Annotated in this window: 23 protein-coding genes, 5 tRNA genes, 1 other RNA gene and 1 riboswitch; of the genes, 12 read left to right on the top strand and 17 right to left on the bottom strand. The window is 44.5% G+C overall.

The window, feature by feature from the left end; genetic code table 11:
* Window positions 1-52: 52 nt before the first annotated feature.
* A complete protein-coding gene (gene ribB, locus FTV14_RS00575; protein ID WP_180010586.1) occupies window positions 53-712 on the bottom strand; it encodes a 3,4-dihydroxy-2-butanone-4-phosphate synthase in 660 nt (219 codons plus the stop codon).
* 106 nt (window positions 713-818) lie between these two features.
* Window positions 819-975: riboswitch (FMN riboswitch) on the bottom strand.
* Between the two features lie 171 nt (window positions 976-1,146).
* On the opposite strand from ribB, the gene FTV14_RS00580 reads away from it, so the two are divergent.
* Window positions 1,147-2,952 (top strand): DUF2157 domain-containing protein, encoded by a 1,806-nt coding sequence (locus FTV14_RS00580; protein WP_180016897.1) that lies wholly within the window; start codon window positions 1,147-1,149, stop codon window positions 2,950-2,952.
* Window positions 2,949-3,512, top strand: coding sequence for a GDYXXLXY domain-containing protein (locus FTV14_RS00585; protein WP_159123458.1), 564 nt, complete (start codon window positions 2,949-2,951; stop codon window positions 3,510-3,512). The genes FTV14_RS00580 and FTV14_RS00585 overlap by 4 nt, the downstream gene beginning before the upstream one ends.
* Before the next feature lie 67 nt (window positions 3,513-3,579).
* Here FTV14_RS00585 and panD read toward each other — a convergent pair whose 3' ends face one another.
* The 11 genes from panD to FTV14_RS00640 form a co-directional block, all read right to left on the bottom strand.
* Complete coding sequence (gene panD, locus FTV14_RS00590; protein WP_004784844.1) at window positions 3,580-3,960, bottom strand: aspartate 1-decarboxylase; 381 nt, start codon at window positions 3,958-3,960, stop codon at window positions 3,580-3,582.
* A gap of 143 nt (window positions 3,961-4,103) precedes the next feature.
* A complete protein-coding gene (gene pth / locus FTV14_RS00595; RefSeq protein WP_180010592.1) occupies window positions 4,104-4,685 on the bottom strand; it encodes an aminoacyl-tRNA hydrolase in 582 nt (193 codons plus the stop codon).
* A 19-nt stretch (window positions 4,686-4,704) separates the two neighbouring features.
* Complete coding sequence (rplY, locus tag FTV14_RS00600; RefSeq protein WP_004784841.1) at window positions 4,705-5,001, bottom strand: 50S ribosomal protein L25; 297 nt, start codon at window positions 4,999-5,001, stop codon at window positions 4,705-4,707.
* 100 nt (window positions 5,002-5,101) lie between these two features.
* Complete coding sequence (locus FTV14_RS00605; RefSeq protein ID WP_004784839.1) at window positions 5,102-6,055, bottom strand: ribose-phosphate pyrophosphokinase; 954 nt, start codon at window positions 6,053-6,055, stop codon at window positions 5,102-5,104.
* Window positions 6,056-6,091: 36 nt separating this feature from the next.
* Window positions 6,092-6,166, bottom strand: a tRNA-Gln gene (locus FTV14_RS00610).
* A 91-nt stretch (window positions 6,167-6,257) separates the two neighbouring features.
* Window positions 6,258-6,332 (bottom strand) — tRNA-Gln (locus tag FTV14_RS00615).
* A gap of 20 nt (window positions 6,333-6,352) precedes the next feature.
* Window positions 6,353-6,427: transfer RNA gene (locus FTV14_RS00620), tRNA-Gln, on the bottom strand.
* 26 nt (window positions 6,428-6,453) lie between these two features.
* Window positions 6,454-6,528, bottom strand: a tRNA-Gln gene (locus FTV14_RS00625).
* Entirely contained in the window at window positions 6,527-7,357 is an 831-nt protein-coding gene (gene ispE / locus FTV14_RS00630; RefSeq protein WP_180033460.1) for a 4-(cytidine 5'-diphospho)-2-C-methyl-D-erythritol kinase, read from the bottom strand. The genes FTV14_RS00625 and ispE overlap by 2 nt, the downstream gene beginning before the upstream one ends.
* A gap of 21 nt (window positions 7,358-7,378) precedes the next feature.
* Window positions 7,379-7,957 (bottom strand): lipoprotein insertase outer membrane protein LolB, encoded by a 579-nt coding sequence (gene lolB, locus FTV14_RS00635; protein ID WP_159123461.1) that lies wholly within the window; start codon window positions 7,955-7,957, stop codon window positions 7,379-7,381.
* Window positions 7,958-7,973: 16 nt separating this feature from the next.
* Entirely contained in the window at window positions 7,974-9,677 is a 1,704-nt protein-coding gene (locus FTV14_RS00640; protein WP_180016900.1) for a tetratricopeptide repeat protein, read from the bottom strand.
* Between the two features lie 78 nt (window positions 9,678-9,755).
* Between FTV14_RS00640 and hemA the strand changes: the two genes are divergently transcribed.
* On the top strand, window positions 9,756-11,039 hold the full coding sequence (gene hemA, locus FTV14_RS00645; RefSeq protein ID WP_180016902.1) for a glutamyl-tRNA reductase: 1,284 nt from the start codon (window positions 9,756-9,758) through the stop codon (window positions 11,037-11,039).
* Window positions 11,040-11,110: 71 nt separating this feature from the next.
* On the opposite strand, the gene FTV14_RS00650 is transcribed toward hemA, so the two are convergent.
* Window positions 11,111-13,015, bottom strand: coding sequence for a DNA primase (locus FTV14_RS00650; RefSeq protein WP_180016904.1), 1,905 nt, complete (start codon window positions 13,013-13,015; stop codon window positions 11,111-11,113).
* 196 nt (window positions 13,016-13,211) lie between these two features.
* Window positions 13,212-14,204: an outer membrane protein assembly factor BamD gene (locus tag FTV14_RS00655; protein WP_180016906.1), complete on the bottom strand. Its 993-nt coding sequence runs from the start codon at window positions 14,202-14,204 to the stop codon at window positions 13,212-13,214.
* Between the two features lie 71 nt (window positions 14,205-14,275).
* Here FTV14_RS00655 and rluD point away from each other — a divergent pair, with 71 nt between their 5' ends.
* From rluD to FTV14_RS00670, 3 genes are read left to right on the top strand one after another with little or no spacing between them, the layout of a single operon-like run.
* Window positions 14,276-15,328, top strand: coding sequence for a 23S rRNA pseudouridine(1911/1915/1917) synthase RluD (rluD, locus tag FTV14_RS00660; protein WP_004784827.1), 1,053 nt, complete (start codon window positions 14,276-14,278; stop codon window positions 15,326-15,328).
* Between the two features lie 41 nt (window positions 15,329-15,369).
* Window positions 15,370-16,110 (top strand): peptidoglycan editing factor PgeF, encoded by a 741-nt coding sequence (gene pgeF, locus FTV14_RS00665; protein WP_180010598.1) that lies wholly within the window; start codon window positions 15,370-15,372, stop codon window positions 16,108-16,110.
* Between the two features lie 40 nt (window positions 16,111-16,150).
* Complete coding sequence (locus FTV14_RS00670; protein ID WP_180010600.1) at window positions 16,151-16,711, top strand: flavodoxin family protein; 561 nt, start codon at window positions 16,151-16,153, stop codon at window positions 16,709-16,711.
* Between the two features lie 52 nt (window positions 16,712-16,763).
* On the opposite strand, the gene smpB is transcribed toward FTV14_RS00670, so the two are convergent.
* Window positions 16,764-17,240, bottom strand: coding sequence for an SsrA-binding protein SmpB (gene smpB, locus FTV14_RS00675; RefSeq protein WP_004784822.1), 477 nt, complete (start codon window positions 17,238-17,240; stop codon window positions 16,764-16,766).
* A 138-nt stretch (window positions 17,241-17,378) separates the two neighbouring features.
* Between smpB and coaD the strand changes: the two genes are divergently transcribed.
* From coaD to FTV14_RS00700, 5 genes are all read left to right on the top strand, one after another.
* Window positions 17,379-17,870: a pantetheine-phosphate adenylyltransferase gene (gene coaD, locus FTV14_RS00680; RefSeq protein WP_004784820.1), complete on the top strand. Its 492-nt coding sequence runs from the start codon at window positions 17,379-17,381 to the stop codon at window positions 17,868-17,870.
* Between the two features lies 1 nt (window position 17,871).
* Window positions 17,872-18,135, top strand: coding sequence for a YfhL family 4Fe-4S dicluster ferredoxin (locus tag FTV14_RS00685; protein WP_034581081.1), 264 nt, complete (start codon window positions 17,872-17,874; stop codon window positions 18,133-18,135).
* 26 nt (window positions 18,136-18,161) lie between these two features.
* An RNA gene (gene rnpB, locus FTV14_RS00690) (RNase P RNA component class A) lies at window positions 18,162-18,539 on the top strand.
* 72 nt (window positions 18,540-18,611) lie between these two features.
* Window positions 18,612-18,688: transfer RNA gene (locus tag FTV14_RS00695), tRNA-Met, on the top strand.
* Between the two features lie 53 nt (window positions 18,689-18,741).
* A complete protein-coding gene (locus FTV14_RS00700) occupies window positions 18,742-19,533 on the top strand; it encodes a hypothetical protein (protein ID WP_227607397.1) in 792 nt (263 codons plus the stop codon).
* Here FTV14_RS00700 and FTV14_RS00705 read toward each other — a convergent pair.
* Window positions 19,517-20,143, bottom strand: coding sequence for a CatB-related O-acetyltransferase (locus FTV14_RS00705; protein WP_166137831.1), 627 nt, complete (start codon window positions 20,141-20,143; stop codon window positions 19,517-19,519). The two genes, FTV14_RS00700 and FTV14_RS00705, sit on opposite strands and share 17 nt — an antisense overlap.
* Window positions 20,144-20,243: 100 nt before the next feature.
* A complete protein-coding gene (locus FTV14_RS00710; protein ID WP_166137828.1) occupies window positions 20,244-20,648 on the bottom strand; it encodes a RidA family protein in 405 nt (134 codons plus the stop codon).
* A 137-nt stretch (window positions 20,649-20,785) separates the two neighbouring features.
* Here FTV14_RS00710 and FTV14_RS00715 point away from each other — a divergent pair, with 137 nt between their 5' ends.
* Entirely contained in the window at window positions 20,786-21,367 is a 582-nt protein-coding gene (locus FTV14_RS00715) for a TetR/AcrR family transcriptional regulator (RefSeq protein WP_180010602.1), read from the top strand.
* Window positions 21,368-21,394: the final 27 nt, after the last annotated feature.

A 21,394-nucleotide genomic window follows, 5' to 3' on the forward strand; every position in this document is an offset into this window, starting at 1 on the left:
AGATAAAAAATCCCGGTCTTAAGCCGGGATTTTTTATCTTTAAATCTTATACTTATACATTGTGCTGCTGGCGGTAACGCACCAGTTCATCAATGGTAATCACGGTCAGCTGATGCGTCTGTGCATAAGACAATACCTGAATGCCAGAAGCCATGGTGCCATCGGGGTTAGTCAGTTCACACAGAACACCGGCAGGTTTCAAGCCAGCTAAACGCGCAAGATCAATCGTACCTTCGGTATGGCCGCGACGGGTCAACACACCACCTTCACGTGCACGTAAAGGGAAGACATGCCCTGGACGGTTCAGGTCACTGGCGACAGCACCGTCTTTAATGGCTGCTTTAATCGTGGTGGTACGGTCTTTGGCAGATACACCAGTCGTCACACCTTCCGCAGCTTCAATGGTGACAGTAAATGCAGTTTTAAACTGGCTAGAGTTATCCTGCACCATAGGTGGCAGTTCTAAATGATTGGCCAGTTCATCAGTCAGACATAGGCACACAATACCGGAACCATCACGAATCATACGAGCCATGGTTTCTACAGTCAAAGTCTCTGCTGCAATGATGAGGTCGGCTTCATTCTCGCGGTCAAAGTCATCCATCACCAGAACAGGTCTGCCTTGGCGGATGTCCTCGAGTGCTTGTTGGATGCGCTGTTCAGCGGGAGCTAAAGCGGAAAAGAAAATTTCGGGTTGAATCAAACTTGACATTGAAACGCTCACGTAAAGTAAAAGTACGATTGAACATTTCAGGACATAGTGAAAATAGGCTTATAGCAAAACAGTTTCATGCCAGGCATAAAACAGGGTGTACTGCTTTCGTCTTCTTTCATCCGGACTATACCGTCGGCTCTGGATTTGCACCAGATCTGCAGATCAATCGAAATTGACCGCTCGTGGGCTGATTTAGGAATAGAGATTTACTACCCTGAAATTACCACCGGTGGGGAATCTCACCCCGCCCTGAAGCGATGTAGGGCCATTATAGTCCTGATTTTTAAAAGATGGGATAGTTTGGCCAGTCACGAATTTGCAGAATTTCAGATAAGCAAAACAGATTATCTGAATTACTACAGTCCTTTAGCAAAAAACTGGAAACATGTTATGTTGCTATTAACAATAGAAATTGATCAATCATTCTGACAATGAAGAAAACCGAGCTGATCCATAATAATCCATTTTCTCCCTTGCTGTTTTGTGATGCAAAGGTTTTGCGTTATCTCAATATTTTGGGCGTTGCGCTGATTGCAGTCAGTTTGCTGTATTTAATGGCTGCGAACTGGTGGATGCTACCGAATCAGGTACAGTTAGCAATTCCAATGCTGGTTTTACTCTGTAGTGCAATAGCCAGCATTTACTTTAATCAGCGGGAATGGATCAGACAGAGTCTGGATACTGTATCTGGCCTGATGCTGGGCTTAAGTCTGGTGGTGATTGGGCAGATCTATCAGACTGGTGCGGATAGTTATCAGTTATTTCTGCTCTGGGCCGTATTGCTGTTGCCGTGGCTATATCGACCAAATATCGGGGTTTTTGCCATGCTTTGTGTGGTCAGTCAGCTGGCATTGTATTTTTACTTTAAGCAAAGTTTCTGGATGATACGGGCAGAAGGATTATATCTACTGACTTTGAATCTACTGACGGCCATCAGCTTTGCCTTTGCCATACGTTATTATTCGTTACTGCGATATCTGTTTATTGCATTCATTATCATGATTTCGATCAGCAGTATGATGCAGTTTACCCATCATTTTCAGCTGATCTATCTGGCTTCTTCAGTTGTTCTACCAGCAGGGGCTGCATTTTATTTTTATCGTAAGCATCAGGCACTAGAAACCATTTTACTGATTGCAGGCTTGGCTGCCAGTTTGAGCCTATGGCTGTTTGAACTGGTGGACGATCAGCTTACCAATTCAGCAGCGGGCTTATTTATCTTGGCAATGCTGATCTTTGGCTGGTTTGCGCTGATCAGTTTTGCCCTAAAGAAAATTTTTCCACAAACCAAATTCTCCGTCATTCCTTTGGCACTTGGTGCATGGATAGCTGGAATTATTCTGGCAGTCTTATTACTGACCTATTGGAAAGCAGTTTCAATTGTTTTAGGTCTCATTTTTATTGGCATCGCTTGGAAATTATTAAGTCAAAAGAATTCCATATTTCTACGTCAGTTTGCCTATTGTCTTTGGGTTTGCGGGCAAGCTGCGGTATTAATTCATACGGAACTGCTCACCGATAGTCTGTTTATAGTGTGGCTGTTGCAATTAATGATGCTGGCTCTGACTGTGATCAAACGGATGCACTGGTTCATTCTAACCTTACAGCTCTTGATAGCTCATGCTTTAGCAATTGTGGTTTTGGCATTAGAGAATTCCTTTAAGCATGATGATATTGTAATCACGCTTGCCCTAAGCTTGAACTATGTCATTTTTATCGGGCTAATTCTAACCGCTAGATATTGGCAGTCCTCAATTTATCAGAAAAGTATTCTGCTCTGGATCATTGCTATGCTGACAGGTTCAGCCGTGGTTCAATCTGTGACTGGATTAGAGCACTGGCAGGGCATCGGGCAGATCAGCCTTGACCACGTTCTGCTGTTTTATGTTCTTCCGAGCTTATTGTTGCTTGGTTTTATCTGGCAAAACTGGCAGCAATTTTATGAAAAATGGCTCTGGCTGATTCCTATATTTGGCATCTTACTCATTCTGTTGGGCTATTTTGAGATTTTTATTATTATGCTGCTTATGGCGTGGGCAGTGGTCTATCAGCAACGACTTATACAGGCACTTACCATTTTATTGCTGATCTTCTGGCTATGGATGCTGTATTACAATCTGGGCTTAAGCTTCCTATTAAAAAGCATCAGTATCTTTGCTTCAGGGATACTGGTCTTGTTGCTGGCCTATATTTTAAAGGGGTCAAAACTACAACATGAGCAAGGAGAGGCAAGATGAAAAAGTTTCTTCCTTTGCATCTGGCTATTTTCAGTATTGCCTTATTTTGTGGATTGATTGCGCAACATGAATGGCATCTTCGAGATAGCCAAAGTATTTATGTGGAGCTGGCACCAGTAGATCCGCGATCAATTCTGCAAGGCGATTATATGGCGCTGAATTATGATCTGCATTTTAGTGCACTAGCAGCGGAGAATAGATCAGAACAATCAGAACCTAAAATCAGTATTCAAGATTTTGAAAACCAGTCCCGTGTACTAAGCTATGTACAGCTTGATGAGCAAAGAAGAGTTGTCAAAACCAGTTTTAATCGAAGTGCGCTGGATCAGCCACGCTCAGCGCGACTAATCCTGAAAAATCCACGGAATACCTTTGAAGGCTTATATCCGGCTGCCAACAGTTTTATGTTCGCTGAGGGACTTGAGCCTTGTTATCGTAATGCTAAATTCGCCGAATTAAAGCTAAAAGAAAATGGAGAAACTTTGTTGGCTGACCTGGTAGATCAAAATCTTAAGTCCTTAAACTGTGAGAACCGAAAAAGCTGGTGGCAGGGGCGTTAGTTTTATTTTAATCAGCCCATAAAAAAGCCCGCGAGAAGCGAGCTTTTGAGAATCTTGTTGAACCAGCTTAGGCAACCTGTACCGGAATGCAATTTGCAGTGTGATTCACAGTGTTATCCGGGTTGGCATAAACCAGACGTGGTTTATGAGCATTGGCTTCGGCTTCAGTGAAATCACCAAATGTTGCGATAATCACGATATCACCAACATCAGCCTGGTGCGCAGCACCACCATTCACAGAAATAATCCCTGAATTATCTTCACCACGAATGGCATAAGTAGTAAAACGCTTACCATTGGTCACGTTCCAGACATGAATTTCTTCGTATTCACGAATGCCAGCTAGATCCATCAAAACGCCATCAATTGCACATGAACCTTCATAGTGTAATTCTGCATGTGTAACAAAAGCGCGATGAATTTTGCATTTTAATAAACGAGATAGCATGGCTAGCGTCCCCTTAGTTGACCTAAGACTTTGATCTTATGGTTGAATCAATTTCTACGACACTGGATAAGTGGGTAGGCTTGCGCATTTTGCGCCTAAATGGCCAGCAAGGCAAGCGGAATTGTCCAGCAATTTATGAATGTTTAGTTCGGTTTATAAGCATTGATTTGATTCATTGCCTGTTGTACTTCACCGTTCACCAGCATTTTGGCGCGAGCAAGTGCATGGGCAATTGCATCGTCCATTAACTCTTGTTCACTGCTTGGTGCTTTACTCAGGACATGACCAGAAACACGGTGTTTAGAACCTGGGTGACCAATACCAATGCGTAGACGATGAAAGTTCGGACCGATATGCGGCACGATATCGCGTAAACCGTTATGTCCACCATGACCACCGCCAGTTTTCAGGCGAATAATGCCTGGATTCATATCCAGTTCATCATGGGCAATCAGGATTGATTCGGGTGCGATATTGTAGAATTTGGCGAAAGGAACAACACTTTTACCGGAAAGGTTCATGAATGTTGTAGGTAGAAGGAGACGGACGTCTTGACCTTCGATATTGCCACGACCGCTGAATCCATTGAATTTAGGGTCTTTTTTAAGGTTAATGCCATATTGATCTGCAAGGCGTTCTACAAACCAGAAGCCTGCATTATGGCGGGTTTGAGCATACTCAGAACCTGGGTTGCCCAAACCTACAATCAGTGAAATATTTGACACTAATCTACACCATTAACACTTATGCGCGTTTGAAGTCAGCGTGCATTGGAGTGTTTTTAGCTGGGTGACGTTGTAACGCTTGGATTTTAACGCTTTCAACTTTACCGTTTACATCAATTTCGATTACTTCTTCGAAGAATGAGTTGCTTTCTAAGAATTTAACAAGCTGACGAAGTTCAAGAGAAACAGCTACAGGAGCAGCTTCGCCACCATAGATGATCGCTGGAACTTTAGCAGCATGACGAAGGCGGCGGCTCGAACCTTTCCCTTGTTGTGCTACTTCACGTGCTTCTGCGTTTAATACGAAGTTTGCCATGATAGACATCCTATTTAAGTTTTAAATGAACCGGACCTGCGACCGATCCGGTGATAGAAAGCCCCGCCAAATGGCAGGGCTTTGGAAATTCAGCGCACTATTATAGATAAGAATCGAACATTGCGCTAATAGATTCTTCGTTGTTGATACGACGAATTGTTTCAGCAACCATGCTTGCAACTGAAACCTGGCGAATCTTGCCAAGAGCTAAAGCTTCTTCTGAAAGAGGGATGGTGTCAGTAACTACCAACTCATCGATCACAGAATTTTTCAGATTTTCAAGTGCTTTACCAGATAATACTGGGTGAGTCGCGTAAGCAACTACTTTGCGGGCACCGAAAGTTTTCAACGCATCAGCAGCTTTACAAAGCGTACCAGCAGTATCCACCATGTCATCAACGATCACACAGTCACGATCTTTCACATCACCAATCAAATGCATCACTTGTGATTCATTCGCTTTTTGACGACGTTTATCGATGATCGCCAGGTCGATATCACCCATCTGTTTCGCAACAGCACGAGCACGAACTACACCACCTACGTCAGGAGAAACAACCATCAGGTTATGATGCTGTTGTTGGCGTAAATCAGCAAGCAGGGCTGGCGTACCGTAGATGTTGTCTACAGGAATATCGAAGAAACCTTGGATCTGGTCAGCGTGAAGGTCAATCATCACCACACGGTCAATACCTACAGTGGTCAGCATATCTGCAACAACTTTTGCAGTAATCGGCACACGGCTTGAACGGGGACGACGGTCTTGACGGGCATAACCGAAGTAAGGAATCACGGCAGTAATACGACCAGCACTTGCACGGCGTAACGCGTCAGCCATAACCAGGATTTCCATCAGGTTATCGTTGGTCGGTGCACAAGTAGGTTGTACGATGAATACGTCTTTACCACGAACATTTTCAGTGATCTCAACAGCGATTTCGCCATCAGAGAACTGGCCTACAGAGGCAGCGCCTAGAGGAATATGTAAGTGACTTACGACTTTTTGAGCGAATTGTGGATGCGCGGTTCCACTAAAAACGACAAGATTGGGCATGAAGCACCCTTGGCGGTTGGTATGTATGGAAGTAGATGGCAGGGGTAGCTGGATTCGAACCAACGAATGCCGGGATCAAAACCCGGTGCCTTACCACTTGGCGATACCCCTAATGCGGCAGAACTTTAATATTTTTGCGGTATTGTGTCAAGGTAAATTAACAGTCTTACAGCAAATGATGTTCTGTCTTTTTTCGAGAAAATGGCAGGGGCGGCTGGATTCGAACCAACGGATGCCGAGATCAAAACCCGGTGCCTTACCACTTGGCGACGCCCCTAGATTTGATGAACTGTAAGATGGCAGGGGTAGCTGGATTCGAACCAACGGATGCCGGGATCAAAACCCGGTGCCTTACCACTTGGCGATACCCCTAATACAGTACATCTACAGGTGAATAATGGCAGGGGTAGCTGGATTCGAACCAACGGATGCCGAGATCAAAACCCGGTGCCTTACCACTTGGCGATACCCCTATTGAACCTTGAAATGATGTAATGGCGATTCTTGTAGACTGTTCACCAAGTAAGATTTACATGGTGCATTCTCAAGAATGTCGGTCACATTCATATCATCAGTTACTTCGATAAAAACACAAGCACCTGTACCTGTAAGCTTTGCAACACCGAATTGATCGAGATATTGCATTGCCTCATCGACTTCTGGATATAGGCTTCTTGCCACTGGCTCAAAGTTATTTCCGAAATCAGATGGCTTTATCTGATAGGCGCAAAATTTAGAGGGCTTCGTGTCTCTTGTCAACGTTTTTTGTGAAAAAAGCTGTTGAGTGCTGATAAAACAGTCAGGTTTTAACACAATGAACTGTTTTTGATCTAAGTCTATGAATGTTAAGTGTTCACCAATACCTTCAGCCCAGGCATTGCGACCATGAACAAAAATAGGCACATCCGCGCCCAGCTTGACGCCGAGCTCTGCCAGTTGCTCAGAATTTAAGCCACAATGCCATAACTGGTTCAGCACAATCAGGGTCGTTGCTGCATTGGATGAGCCACCACCAAGACCTGCACCCATGGGAATATTCTTCTCTAGTCGAATGATCAGACCAGAAGGCGTTTTGGTATAAGGCTGCAAAATCTGCGCTGCACGATAGATGAGATTCTGTTCCAGATCGACTGAGGACAAACCTTCAATCTGAATCTGCTGATCATCTGTTTGCTCAAACTCTAGCCAGTCACACAAATCTATCAACTGAAAGATACTTTGCAGCTCGTGATAACCATCCGGACGGCGACCGGTGATATGGAGAAACAAATTCAGTTTTGCAGGTGCGGGAACACGAATCATCATAAGCTTGCGTCAGACCAGTTAACGGTTTTGAATCACCATTGTAATACGGTTTTCACCCCCATTCTCAAGTGACTGCTTTAAAATCAAGCGGTTTGGAACAGTTGCCTGCTGGTTATAACTCAGATCTACCGTCCAGCCTTGTTCAATAATCTGGCTGATACGCTGTGAGCTGTCTTTCTGGATCTGGGCAGATTGAGTCGCGGGACGTGCCTGTACCCAATCAACTAAATGACTAATCGGGGCTTGCCAGCCGGTTGCACGTTGCAATAGTTCTTCTGCCGTTGCTGCCTTGATCAGGCCGGTTTTGGCACTATTCAAAGTCACTTGGCCAGGAGTACCTGAAATCTGGGTTTTTCCGGCACCTAAGATACCAGTTAGTTCAATATCAAATTCTTCTTGCTGCTGAACCCAGGTAAAAAAGGCGCTACCGCTTTGCTGAGGTGTACGTACCCCGATTTTACCTTGCAGCTGGAACTGGTTTTCAGCCTGTACCGATGGCGTGACAGGCGCTTTTTGCTGCACCATCTGCTGACAACCACTCATGAATAGGGCAGTAGAAGCAAGGAAACAGCAGCCTAAAGTACTTATGTTGCGCATAAAAGAATGGACTCGTTCAGGATTGTGGTGCTAACAATAGCGAATTAAGTTGGTTTAATTCTGGGTCATTTGGATGGTTTTGTTGTAATTGTTGTAACACTTGATGGAATTGTTGTAGATCACCTTTCATATAAAGCGAACGTGCATAACGGACGCCAATTTTCGCACTTGGATTCAGTTCATAGGCTTTAAGCAGCACTTGGGCAGCCGTAGCAAAGTCATTCTGCAAATAACAGATATAGCCATAGGTATCCAGAATAGAAGCCTGTTCTGGTGCGTATTCCAGTGCCTGTTCAGCATAGCGCCGTGCTTCATCCAGATGGCGATTTTGACGGGCCAGCGTATAGGCATAAGCATTCAGATAGGTTGGACTATTCGGTTCGATTTTAAGCAGGGTTTTTAACAACTGATCCAGTTGATCACGATCTTCATGCGGATCTAACAACAAGACTTGAGCATAGACCAGTTCCGGATCATCCGGCAGGTTTTTGCTGGCTTCTTCCAGAATTCGGATCGCTGCGTTCTTATTATTCATGCGTTTCAGAATATCCGCTTGAGCCAGATACAGGAAACTGGCATGTTGCGGATAATTGACCCGTTCCTGAGTCAGAAAGCGCAGTGCATCATGCAGTTTATCCTGCTCGGCAAAGATCGCAATGATATTGCGTCGTGAGACCGTATACAGGCTGCCATCCACCAGGCGGTAATACGCCTTGGCGGTTTCATAATGCTGTTTGCGTTCTGCATTGACCGCCAGATAGTAATAGGCTTCATTCTGGTACTGAGCCGAATAACGGAGCTCAACCAGGTATTTTTCAGCTCGTTCATATTGCTGCAGGTCAATACTGGTCAGACCGGCAATAAACAGTGCTTCTTCGTGTTGTGGTGATTTTTTCAGGATCGTTTCTAGTTTCTGTAAGGCCTTTTCAGCTTCATTTAGCTTGATCAGGTATTTGACCTCAGCCAGACGTATATCCATGTTGTTGCGATGTTTACGACTGGCTTTCTCGTACCATTTCAGCGTTTCCGCATCATCACCCAATGCCGCCAACAGATTGGCTTTCATCAGGATATAACCAGTCGACTTTGGACGTTTTTTTAAGGCGCGGTTGATGGTATTGAGAGCCTGTTCTAGCTGACCTTTTTGTGCTTCCAGACCGGCGACCAGCACCAGAATCGAAGGATTGTCTTTGGCTTTGCTAGTACTTAGAGCCTGAATTAAATATTCACGGTCATCCGGCTCATCCGGGGCAATCCCGGCCAGAATTTCTTCCAGATCGGCGTTATCATCAATTTTCAGGATCTTTTCCAGCGTTTCTGCCGCCAGTTCGTACTCATGCGCTTTTAAGGCAATATGCGCCAGATAGAATAATGCCGGCACATCCTGTGGTTCTTGAACGACCCAGTGGGTAGAAATATCCAGCGCTGCATTCAGGTCTTCATGTTCGAGGGCGATATTGAGTGCGCGCTGTTTAACCGCGGTGGAATTGCTTTTAATGGCCAGCACAGTATAGTTGTGTAAAGCGTTTGGAATATCGCGATAGGCGAGTGCGAACTCGGCTATCATACTTTGTTTTATCGCATCATAATTTTGATTTGCATGGTAAACTGCTTCTGCTGCATAAAGATGAGCAGTTGAAGCCATGCTAACCACCAGCAAGAATGTGGTAGAATATTGCTTAATGGTAGGGCCGTTTATACGGCTAGTTGTTAGACGCAATTTTTCTTTATCCAAGTAATGCTTTTTATGACACCGATGTTGCACAATAGCATAAATTTAGTGAAATGATGACCTGATATGTCTTTCTTTGCATTGGGTGTCAACCATCAAACTGCCTCTGTAGAGCTGCGCGAAAAGATTGCTTTTAACCCTGAAAAGTTAAGCATTTTACTTGCCGAGCAAAGCCAGCACCCTGTACTGAATGATATGGTGGTGGTGTCTACATGTAACCGGACCGAAGTTTACGCGATGTCGGACAATGTCGACATGGTGCTAAACTGGCTCGCCCAGACCAATGGTATTGATCCCAAGCAATTACAGAATCATGTTTATTGCTATCAGAATGCGCAAGCCGTCACTCATCTGATGCGTGTCGCCAGTGGTCTCGACTCCCTGATGCTTGGTGAACCGCAGATTCTGGGACAGGTCAAAACCGCACTCTCTCTTGCCAAAGAATCTAAAACCGTTTCGCAAAACCTGAATCGTATCTTTGAATATGCCTTTTATGCAGCTAAGCGTGTGCGCTCGGAAACAGCAGTCGGCAGTCATGCAGTCTCAATGGGTTATGCAGTCGCGCAATTAGCATTGCAAGTGTTTAGCCGACCTGAGCAGTTGACTGTGATGGTGGTAGCCGCCGGGGAAATGAACAGTCTGGTGGCCAAACATCTGGCAGAAATGGGCGTCGGAAAAATCATTATCTGTAACCGGACTCGTGCTCGTGCAGAGAATCTGGCGCAGGAAATTGCCCACCGTGCAGATGTAGAAATTATTGACTTTGATCAACTGGCAGCAAACCTGCATCGTGCAGATGTGATTTCTAGTTGTACCGGTAGTTTGCATCAAGTCATTCACTATCCGGATGTCAAAGCTGCCTTAAAGAAGCGCCGTTACCAGCAGATGCTGTTGGTCGATCTGGCTGTACCGCGTGATATTGATCCAAAAGTTGAAAAGCTGGATGGAGTTTATCTCTATGGCGTGGACGATCTGCAAAGCGTGATTGATGAAAACCTGGCGCAGCGTCGTCAGGCAGCGGTCGAAGCGGAAGTGATGGTCAATCAACTGGCGACTGAGTTGATCACCCAGCAGAAGGTGAGTGAGGCGGGTAGTACGATTCATGCTTACCGGGATTATGGGGAAAGCTTACGTCAGGAAGAACTGGCAACCGCTATGCAACGCATCGCTAAAGGTGAAAGTGCTGAAACAGTATTGGCCGAATTTTCGCATCGTTTGACCCAAAAACTTCTGCATCCGACCTCAATCATGCTGCGTGAAGCTGCCAAAGCTGAAGATCCAAGCTATTTTGAAATGCTACAGAACAGTTTGCAGGACGTGGTTCAGCATCGCCGTAAGGTTAAACATTAAGATGATGTCGGGATAACTTTCCGATATTTAAAAGGCGTTTAAAATAAACGCCTTTTTTATTTTCATGATTTTTAATCTTCGAGTAAGGTCATGGAACGTTTTTTATCAATTTCATAAATCCGCATCTTGAGATTTTTCATCTCCGCGATGCTACTAAACTTTTTCGATTTTAATTTGTGTTGTAGACACTGATATTGCAGCTTGATCGAGAAGTCTGCCGCCAGTTTGTCTGCCTGCTCAGGAGAAGAGGTGTAATCACTGACATTGGCATGTTGCAGGATATGCTGTAACTCATGATGATGTGCAGCACAGGCACCGAGTACATAATAGGTCGACAATTCCGGATCATCCGGCAATTCATCAAAAATCACATTCAATATATTCAGAATCTTGAACAACAGCTGATCTTCACTGACCAGTGCGCGTAATGGTTCAAAATGAATATACAGATATGGATGATTCAACAGAATCGCAATGACATACTCTTCGGCATCAATTTTGGTGCTAAAGCTTAGAGAGGCGTCATTATTGACTTTGGGTTGCCATTTGCGGCTAAAACCGAGTTTTTCCCGAAAGAACTGCTGTAGTAGATAACGGAATGAGCCAGCTTTTGGCAATAATTCGGTTAGCTGACGTAGCTCTCCCATCACCTGACTTTTACCTTCAGGCGTTGCAATGTTGTGGTTCTGGGTGAGATGGGCAAAGACAAAGTCAGAGAGCAACGGTGCCTGATCCAGCAGACGGCGGAAATTTTCAATACCTTCACGACGAATCAGGGAGTCGGGGTCATGGTCATTCGGCAGAACAAAGAATTTTAGCTCACGCCCATCGTTCAGTAAGGGTAGAGCAATTTCCAGAGTACGGCGTGCCGCTTTTTGTCCAGCCGCATCACCATCAAAAGCAATGGTAATCCGGTTATTCTGCTTGAACAGAATATTTAGGTGATCAGTATTACTTGCTGTTCCCAAAGTAGCCACTGCACCATGAATGCCATATTGCTGCAAGGCAATGACATCCATATAGCCTTCCACCATCAGCCAGTCTTGAGCTTTCTGCTTGCGACCTTCATACAGCCCATACAATAACTGGTTTTTATGGAAAACTTCTGAATCGGGTGAGTTGATGTATTTTGGTTTAATTTCGTCATTTAGTGCACGACCACCAAAACCGACCACACGGCCTTTACTATCCCGAATCGGAAAAATGACACGGTCACGGAGTAGGTTAAAATCCCGGCCACTGTCGCTGGTACGAATCAGACCTAAAAGTTTGAGACCTTCAATATCCTGCGGGAAGGCTTTTTCCAGATGCTGCCAGTCTTCCGGTGCATAACCGAGTCGCCAGTAGGCAATCGTTTCTGCGGTCAGACCACGCTGTTTAAAATATTGCTGGGCACTTGGACTGTTGGGTAGCTGACGCTCATAAAACTGCGCAATATTTTCCAGCAAGTCATATAAGTTGCCATCTGCTTGTGCTTCTGCTGTAGGCATTTGCTCAAAAGCAGCAAAAGGATCATCTGTATAAAATTCAGCTTCAGGTGTCTGAATTTCAGCAAATGGATCAAAATAAGCAGACTGTTCAGGCGTCGGATTTGTAGATGTATCCGCAGTTTTTGCTGGTGATGCTGCAACCGGTTTTGGTTTAGCTTCGCGTTTGTATTTTAAGCGGTTGGAATCTTTATTGTCTTTAGGCAGTTCAATTCCGGTCTGGCTGGACAGATCTTTCATCACTTCAATGAAATTGCGGCTGCCAATATCCATTAAAAAGCGAATGGCATTACCATTGGCCTGACAGCCAAAGCAGTGGAAATACTGCTTGTCACGGTAGACGTGGAAAGAAGGCGATTTTTCCTGATGGAAAGGGCAACAGCCCGAATAAGTACGGCCAGTTTTTTTTAGTTTCACGTATTGACCAATCACATCGACAATATCGGTGCGATCGAGAATCTGATCAATCGTATGCTGAGGAATGGCCATGGTTTGCTAAGCTTCTCGTGCTGCGTTATTTAGGTGTTAAATCATTGAAAATTAAGAGTAGGATGATTCATCCAACGCTATAAATGAATTAATTGGTATAACCTGTTTGCACAATTTGTTCAAGCATTGCTCAGAAAATGCAAAAGGGCAAGTATGATAACTTGCCCTTGAGGAAATTGCACCTTCGAGAGTCGGCTTATTCAGCAATCGGTTCAGGTAGCTCAGTTTCATTAGTTTTAGGACGATCGAGTAAACCGAAAGTCATGCGATTGGTCAGACTGCGTTTTTCTGACTGGTCTTCAGATGATTGGCTAGACGTATCGGTCACGGTTTTGGCTTCTTTACCGAAAATACCCAAAGTCGCACGGTTGAAGAAACTGCCTTCACTACGTGCTGCACGCAGGTTCACAGTACCATCAGCATTCACCAGACCTGGATAGTTCAGTTTCAGTACTTCGATATATTGCTGTGCTGTGGCTTTATCACCTAGTTTGTCATAGCCGTAAGCAACGGTTGCCAGCGCTTCTGGAATCTGTGGCGTTTGTGGATAGTGTTCAATTACCCATAAACCACGTTCAACAGCAGCCAGATATGCTTTACGCTTGATATTGAAACGGGCCGCATTCATTTCGCTTTCTGCCAGTTCCTGACCGATAAACTTCATACGTTGTGCAGCGTCTACTGCATAGGTGCTTGATGGATAGCGGCGAATGAAATCGACAAAATTCTGGTAAGCTACTTTCAGGTAGCTCACATCACGGTGTGACTGTTTTAGTGAGGTATAACGTAGCAGGCCATTATAGTTCTGCTCCATATTCGCTACGCCACGGACATAGTAAGCATAGTCGACATTTGGATGTTGCGGATTCAGACGGATAAAGCGTTCTGCCAGTGCAACAGCACCTTCATAATCTTTTTGCTGGAATTTGACATACAGCAGTTCCAGTTGCGCCTGCGGTGCATACTGGCTGGTTGGGTAATAGGTTTCCAGTGCTTCGAGCTGTTTTGCTGCATCAGTATATTGTTTGCGATCTAGCGCGTTCTGTGCTTTCTGGATATAAACCTGTTCGCTAGATTCTGGACCTTTGTCCACGACTTCTTTTTTTGGATTACTGCTACAGCCTACCATTGCCGATGCAATGCCTAACGTCATAGCAAGCATTGTCATTTTATAATGTGGTAGCGACATAAAAATTCCTCTGTTAATACGGGCAATGAGCTACAATTGCACTATTAAACCACTTTTGTCTGAATGAGCAAATGAGTCAAGCACAATCTTCCAATTCTAATATCCCTGATACTGATTTCAATTTACTTGAAGATTCTGAGGATGCAGATAACCATACTTCAGACGCAACTGCAACACGTTTATCGTTGCAATTTCAATTGGATGAAAGTTATATCGGGCAACGTATCGACCAGATTGCGGCCATGGTCTGGAGCGATTTTTCTCGAGAAAAGCTCAAGCAATGGATCAAAGACGGCAATTTATTAGTGAATGGTCAACCAGTTAAGCCGAAATTTAAAAGTGACGGCTTTGAAACCCTGACTTTAAACGTTGAACTGGAGGCACAAACCCGTAGCTTGCCTGAAGATATTCCACTGGATATCGTCTATGAAGATGATGACATCATTGTCATTAACAAACCAGTGGGCATGGTGGTACATCCGGGTGCAGGCAATATGACTGGTACACTGGTCAATGCCTTGCTGCATCATTATCCGAAATCTTCTGAACTGGCGCGTGCAGGTTTAGTGCACCGGATCGATAAAGATACTAGTGGTCTATTGGTTGTCGCTAAAAATCTGGAAGCGCAGTTTGCGCTTAGCAAGCAGCTTGAGAAAAAGACCGTCTACCGTGTGTATGACCTGATCGTATATGGCAACATCATTGCCGGCGGTACCATTGATGAACCGATTAAACGTCATCCAGTGGATCGTGTGAAAATGGCAGTCCTGCCAGGCGGTAAGGAAGCGGTGACGCACTACAATGTGAAAGAACGCTTCCAGCATTTCACCCGTATTCAGGCACGTCTGGAAACCGGTCGTACGCACCAGATTCGTGTGCACTTTAGCTACCTGGGCTATGGTCTGGTGGGTGATCAGGTCTATATGCCACGTGTGCGTATGCCAGCCGGTGCTTCGCAATTGCTGGATGACACCTTGCGTGGTTTTAAACGTCAGGCACTGCATGCAGCGACTCTAGGCCTGAAACATCCACGTACCAAAGAAGAAATGACCTTTAATGCGCCGTGGCCAGAAGACTTCGCCAATCTGGTTGAAGTGCTGCGTAGCGAAAACAAGGCCTATTAATTTTTCATTCTATTAGCAGTCATTAAAAAAAGGGAAGCGACATGCAATTTGTACAAGGTTTGCCTCAAGGCGTTTATGTGGGTCAGACCCGTGTTCATCATGAACAGGTACAGCCTTCAGCCCAGCCAGAACTGGCCGGCTTTAACCTGGCTTTGCATGTCAATGATGATGCTGCACGTGTACAGAAGCATCGCATCCAGCTGTTGAAAGACTTCCAGCCTTTTGGTGTGGACAAAATTACCTGGATGACACAGACGCATAGCACCATTTGTCATACCATCAATGAGCAGATGCCTTTCGAGGCATTGGTCGGCGATGGCCTGGTCACACAGCGCAAGGCCCATGCCTTGATGATGATGACGGCAGACTGCTTACCTGTGGTACTGGGTAATGCTGAAGGCACTGAAGTAGCCAATCTGCATGCGGGTTGGCGTGGGCTGGCAGGCGGTATCGTTGAAAATACCATTGCCGCGATGCAATCCAAGCCTACCTGGGCGTGGCTCGGTGTAGCGATCAGCCAGCCTTGTTTTGAAATTGGCTCAGAAGTAAAAGAAGCTTTCTGTTCCAAATATCCTGAACTGGACAGTGCATTTCAGGCAGGGGAACAGGCCGGAAAATACTATGCGGATCTGTATGCGATTGCGCGTTACATCTTACAGCAGCAGGGTGTTGAGACTGTTCTAGGTGGCGATCAGTGTTCATATCGTCAGGCGGATGAATATTTTTCCTATCGCCGTGAAGCCAAAACCGGACGCATGGCAACATTCGTGTTTATGGCATGAAAATGTTAAACTTGATTGAAATTCTTGGTTTTTGATTGTTATGTCCCTATCTTCCCAATCTGCTGCGATTGTTTATCACAGTCCTTATGGACACACGGCTAAAGTGGCAAACTTCATTGCCGAAGGCGCACAAAAAACTGGTGTCCAGGTGCATATGATGAATGTGGAACAGGTGGATTGGGAGGTGTTGGACGCTGCCGATGCAATTGTATTTGGCTGTCCGACCTATATGGGTAGTCTGACTTCTGCCATGAAGTTATTTATGGAGCAGTCGTCCAAGCGCTGGCTGGCACGTAGCTGGCAGGGTAAACTGGCTGCAGCCTTTACCAATGGTGGTGGACTCAGTGGCGACAAGTTGGCGGTCCTGCAGCAAATCAACTTATTTGCCATGCAGCATGGCATGTTGTGGAGTGGCTTACCATTAATGCCGACAGGACGTGCAGTGACCGATCTGAATCGGATGTCGAGCTTTCTGGGTCTCATGACCCAATCTGATAATGCGCCTGTTGAAGTGACACCACCGGAAGGGGATTTACAAACCGCGATCTGGTTTGGTGAATATATTGCCTTGACACTGGCCCGTCTGAATCTGAAAGCCTAATTCGATCCATAAAAAAAACCTCCATCAATTGGAGGTTTTTTTATTGCTGGCATTATTTATGGAAAATACGCGCTTTATCACGTTGCCAGTCACGGTCTTTTTCAGATGCACGTTTGTCGTGTAACTGTTTACCTTTTACCAACGCAATTTCCAGCTTGGCATGCGGGCCTTTCCAGTAACAGGCCAGTGGTACACAGGAATAACCTTTCTGGTTGATCGCGCCCATGAGTTTTTCAATTTCACGGCGTTTCAGCAGCAGTTTACGGGTACGCGTTGCTTCAGGGACAACATGGGTAGATGCACTCAGTAAAGGCTGAATCTGTGCGCCGAACAGGAACGCCTCACCATTTTTAAAGGTGATATAGCTCTCCACAATACTCATACGACCGGCACGCAGGGATTTTACTTCCCAGCCTTGCAAGGAAAGCCCAGCTTCAAATTTTTCTTCAATAAAATAATCGTGACGGGCACGTTTGTTCAGAGCAATCGTTCCGCCGTTATTTTTTTTAACTACAGTTGCTTTCGCCATAATCAGACACTTCCAAAGTTGTAGCTATTGTACCGTAACTTTTATTGAGTTGAAGTGTTTAAATTGATGGAGTTTCTTCACTAAAAAATGAAGATTTTGTTAAAATGGAAACTTACACAATAAACAGAGTACAAATGGATGACTAAAACTCGTGTAATTTATCCGGGAACTTTTGATCCGATCACCAATGGCCATATTGATTTGGTGACCCGCGCAGCAAAGATGTTTGATGAAGTTGTAGTTGCAATTGCAATCGGACATCACAAAAACCCGGTATTTAGTCTGGAAGAACGAGTTGAACTGGCCCAAACGTCATTAAGCCATTTGAACAATGTTGAATTTGTAGGATTTGATGGCCTGCTGGTGAACTTCTTCCGCGAGCAGAATGCTACAGCGGTATTACGTGGTTTACGTGCAGTGTCCGATTTTGAGTATGAATTCCAGCTGGCCAACATGAACCGTCAACTGGATTCTCATTTTGAAGCGGTATTTTTAACCCCTTCAGAGCAATATTCTTTTATTTCATCCACATTGGTGCGTGAAATTGCTCGTTTAAGAGGTGATGTGACCAAGTTTGTTCCGCCAAACGTGGTTGAAGCCTTCGAGCGTAAACTTCAGCAAGGTTGGTAGAGTGTCTTTATATATCACCGATGAATGTATCAATTGTGATGTCTGTGAACCTGTCTGTCCGAATGAGGCAATTTTTATGGGTGACGTCATCTATGAAATTAACCCGGACTTATGTACAGAATGCGTCGGACATCACGACAAACCACAGTGCCAGTTATTTTGTCCTGTGGACTGTATCCCGCTTGATCCGAACCATGCCGAGACCCGTGAGGAGCTTCAGGCCAAGTATGAAAAACTGACTGCTCAAAAAACATCAAGCAATTAGTCGCCAGATTTGGTACTATGCGGCTCGAAGTGAGCCAGACGATCGCTGCTGTGGAGATCTCCGTGATTGAAGCAGGGGAGGAAAGTCCGGGCTTCATAGGGCAAGGTGCCAGGTAACGCCTGGGCGGCGTGAGCCGACGGAAAGTGCAGCAGAGAGTAGACCGCCTTCATTATGGTTCTGAGCAATCGGAATCGGAGGTAAGGGTGAAAGGGTGCGGTAAGAGCGCACCGCATGGCTGGTAACAGTTCATGGCATGGTAAACCCCACCGGAAGCAAGACCAAATAGGGATCCTTTAGGCATGGCCCATGCTGGATCCGGGTAGGTCGCTTGAGCGTATGAGTGATTGTACGCCTAGAGGAATGATCGTTCTCGACAGAACCCGGCTTATCGGCTCACTTCACCAAATTTTGATCAATCAGCACAATATGGGCTTGACGTTCTAAACAGAAAAACCCATAATGCGCGCACAGTTTAAGGCTATGTAGCTCAGTTGGTTAGAGCACCGCACTCATAATGCGGGGGTCACAAGTTCAAGTCTCGTCATAGCCACCATATTCTGAAAAACCCACTCCGATTGAGTGGGTTTTTTTTATGGCTAATGTTTTGTGGCTTCATTGGTTAAAAATCTAAAAAGCCTTACAATAGTTAAAATAAAACAAATAACAAGAATATGTATGATGATTAAAAATTTAATGCTATCAACTCTGATTTTCTTTATTGCTTTACCTGTTTTTGCTGCAGATTCAATTAAGTCACTTCCTTTTAAAGAAAAAAGTATTTCCAAAGCAGAAATACGATCAATTTGTCAGAAAATAAAACTTAGTTGTGATGAGAGTGGTGCAAAACTTTGGGTAGTTAAAATTGCTGAAGCTGAAAAATATTATTTAATTAATGAAAATTTACAAATGATTCAGCTTTCAAAACATCTTGGAAAGTATCAAATCGTTGATTATTGGGATCTAACCAGGTATCAACAGGTTTATGCGCTTGAAGAGGATAAGAGTGGTATAGAATTTATATATCCTGCCTTATACCCACTCTATCGGCATAGTTATGCTATTGCCTTAATTCATGGCTGGGTTTCAAATGATGCAGGTGAACAGAATGCACAGTTTATTCAATTACTTCCAAAAGGAAAGACAAAACTGGTCTTCGAGCATTTACCTTTTTACGAATACCAGAATCGACTTTCCTGCTACAAAGATATGAAAGATAAAAAGAATAATTATTGTGATGATCAGAAGGAGACCGTACTTAAGATCAGCTATAGAGATGTAGGATTGGCTTATTATGAATGGCGTTTAAGTTATTTGAATATAAACTGGCTTAAGAATAATAAAATCGACGAATATAAACAGCGGAGTTTGGCGTTAATCCCTTTTATTCAAGCGCAGTAAAGGCATGTAGCAGTGATCTAACATCATCCGTTTGCAACTGCTCACGCATTTTTAAAAACTGCTTTTCATCTAAGTCATAGAGCTTTAGAGAAAGTAGTTTCTTAATATCTTCTTCAGGGAAGCGATATTTAATAATTTTCGCAGGCACGCCACCTACAATCGCATAAGGTGGAACGTCTTTTGTGACGACAGCACCTGTTGCCACCACAGCACCTTCACCGAGCTTTACACCTTGCATAATCATGGCACGTGAGCCAATCCAACAGCCATCTCCAATGACTGTATCACCTGCAGGCACAAAACTACGTGTATCGAATGGAAACGCAGAAATCCAGTCTGTTCGGTGTAACTGGTTACCACCCATCATAATTACGCATTCTGCGCCAAAACAGACGAAATTCCCGATATAAAGCTGGTCAATCGGCTTCTCTGGTGTAGCTGGCTTATCATGCAGATAACGCACCACACAACGCTCAAAACCTTGATCCCAATAGGCTGAGTAATAACTGTAATTGCCCTTAATATGAATATTTGGATTCTTCACCGTTTTGGAGAGGAATTCGAACTCACACCAATGGTTCACAGGGGAATTAATCAACTTTTCAGCCATAACTAGGATTCAATAACAATTAATGCGTCATTATAGCGAATTGATCTTCAAGCTGGAGAACAATCCCATTCAATAACAGACCTGATTGCAGGGTTAAGTTTTACATGGTCTTAGCGGATTGAGGGATACGCGTAATGACTTTGATTTCGAAGTCAAAACCTGCCAGCCAGGTCACGCCCACAGCTGTCCAGTTCGGATAGGGCTTTTGCGTAAAAATCTGGTTTTTAACTTTCATAATGCTTTCAAATTGCTGTTCAGGATTGGTGTGAAAGGTCGTGACGTCGACAATATCATCGAAAGTACAACCAGCCGCTGCCAATGTAGCAGCCAAGTTTTCAAAAGCTCGTTCTACCTGTTTCTCAAAGTCAGGTTCAGGACTGCCATCTTCACGGCTACCAACCTGACCAGAAACAAATAATAAATCTTCTGATTTGATTGCGGCAGAATAATCATGCTGTTCATACAAAGCATGGCGATTTTGGGGAAATATTGCAGTTCTAGTCATGATAATTCTCGCTCAATTTTAATTTATACGTATTTTAGAAAGCTGTTTAAATTTTCACATACGTAACGTATGTAAACATAATTGACATACGATGCGTATGTCAATTAAAATTTTCACAATACTGATGGAAACAATATATGTCTGTACGTGAACAAAAAATGGCGGAAACCCGCAAAAAACTCATAGAAGTCGCACGTCGTGCATTTGCTGAATACGGTTATGCGGACACTTCCATGGATAAGCTCACGGCAGAAGCAGGGCTAACCCGGGGTGCGCTATACCATCATTTTGGTGATAAAAAGGGCTTATTTGCTGCCGTGGTCGATCAGATTGATTCAGAAATGGCTGAATATGCCGGGCAACATCTGGAGCAGCCTGATGATCTATGGGAGGGATTGATGCTTGAAGGGCGTACCTATATCGAACATGCTTTAAATGCTGAGTTCCAACGGATTGTGCTACGTGATGGTCCGGCAGTATTAGGGGACCCCGCACATTGGCCAAGTCAAAATAAATGCCTGCAGTCGACACGTGAATGCGTAGAACAGTTAATGGTTGAAGGTAGATTAAAACCAGTTGATGCACTTGCTGCGGCAGTCTTGCTCAATGGTGCAGCAATGAATGCAGCACTATGGGTCGCTTCTAGTGAGGATCCTGCACAGGTCTTACCTCAGGCTTTACAGGCATTTGAAGCCTTGGCATCTGGCTTCTTAAAATAAAATCGATGGGAATTTCTAGGCTCAATA

This window comes from Acinetobacter sp. YH12236, from assembly GCF_013417645.1.
Classification (GTDB): domain Bacteria; phylum Pseudomonadota; class Gammaproteobacteria; order Pseudomonadales; family Moraxellaceae; genus Acinetobacter.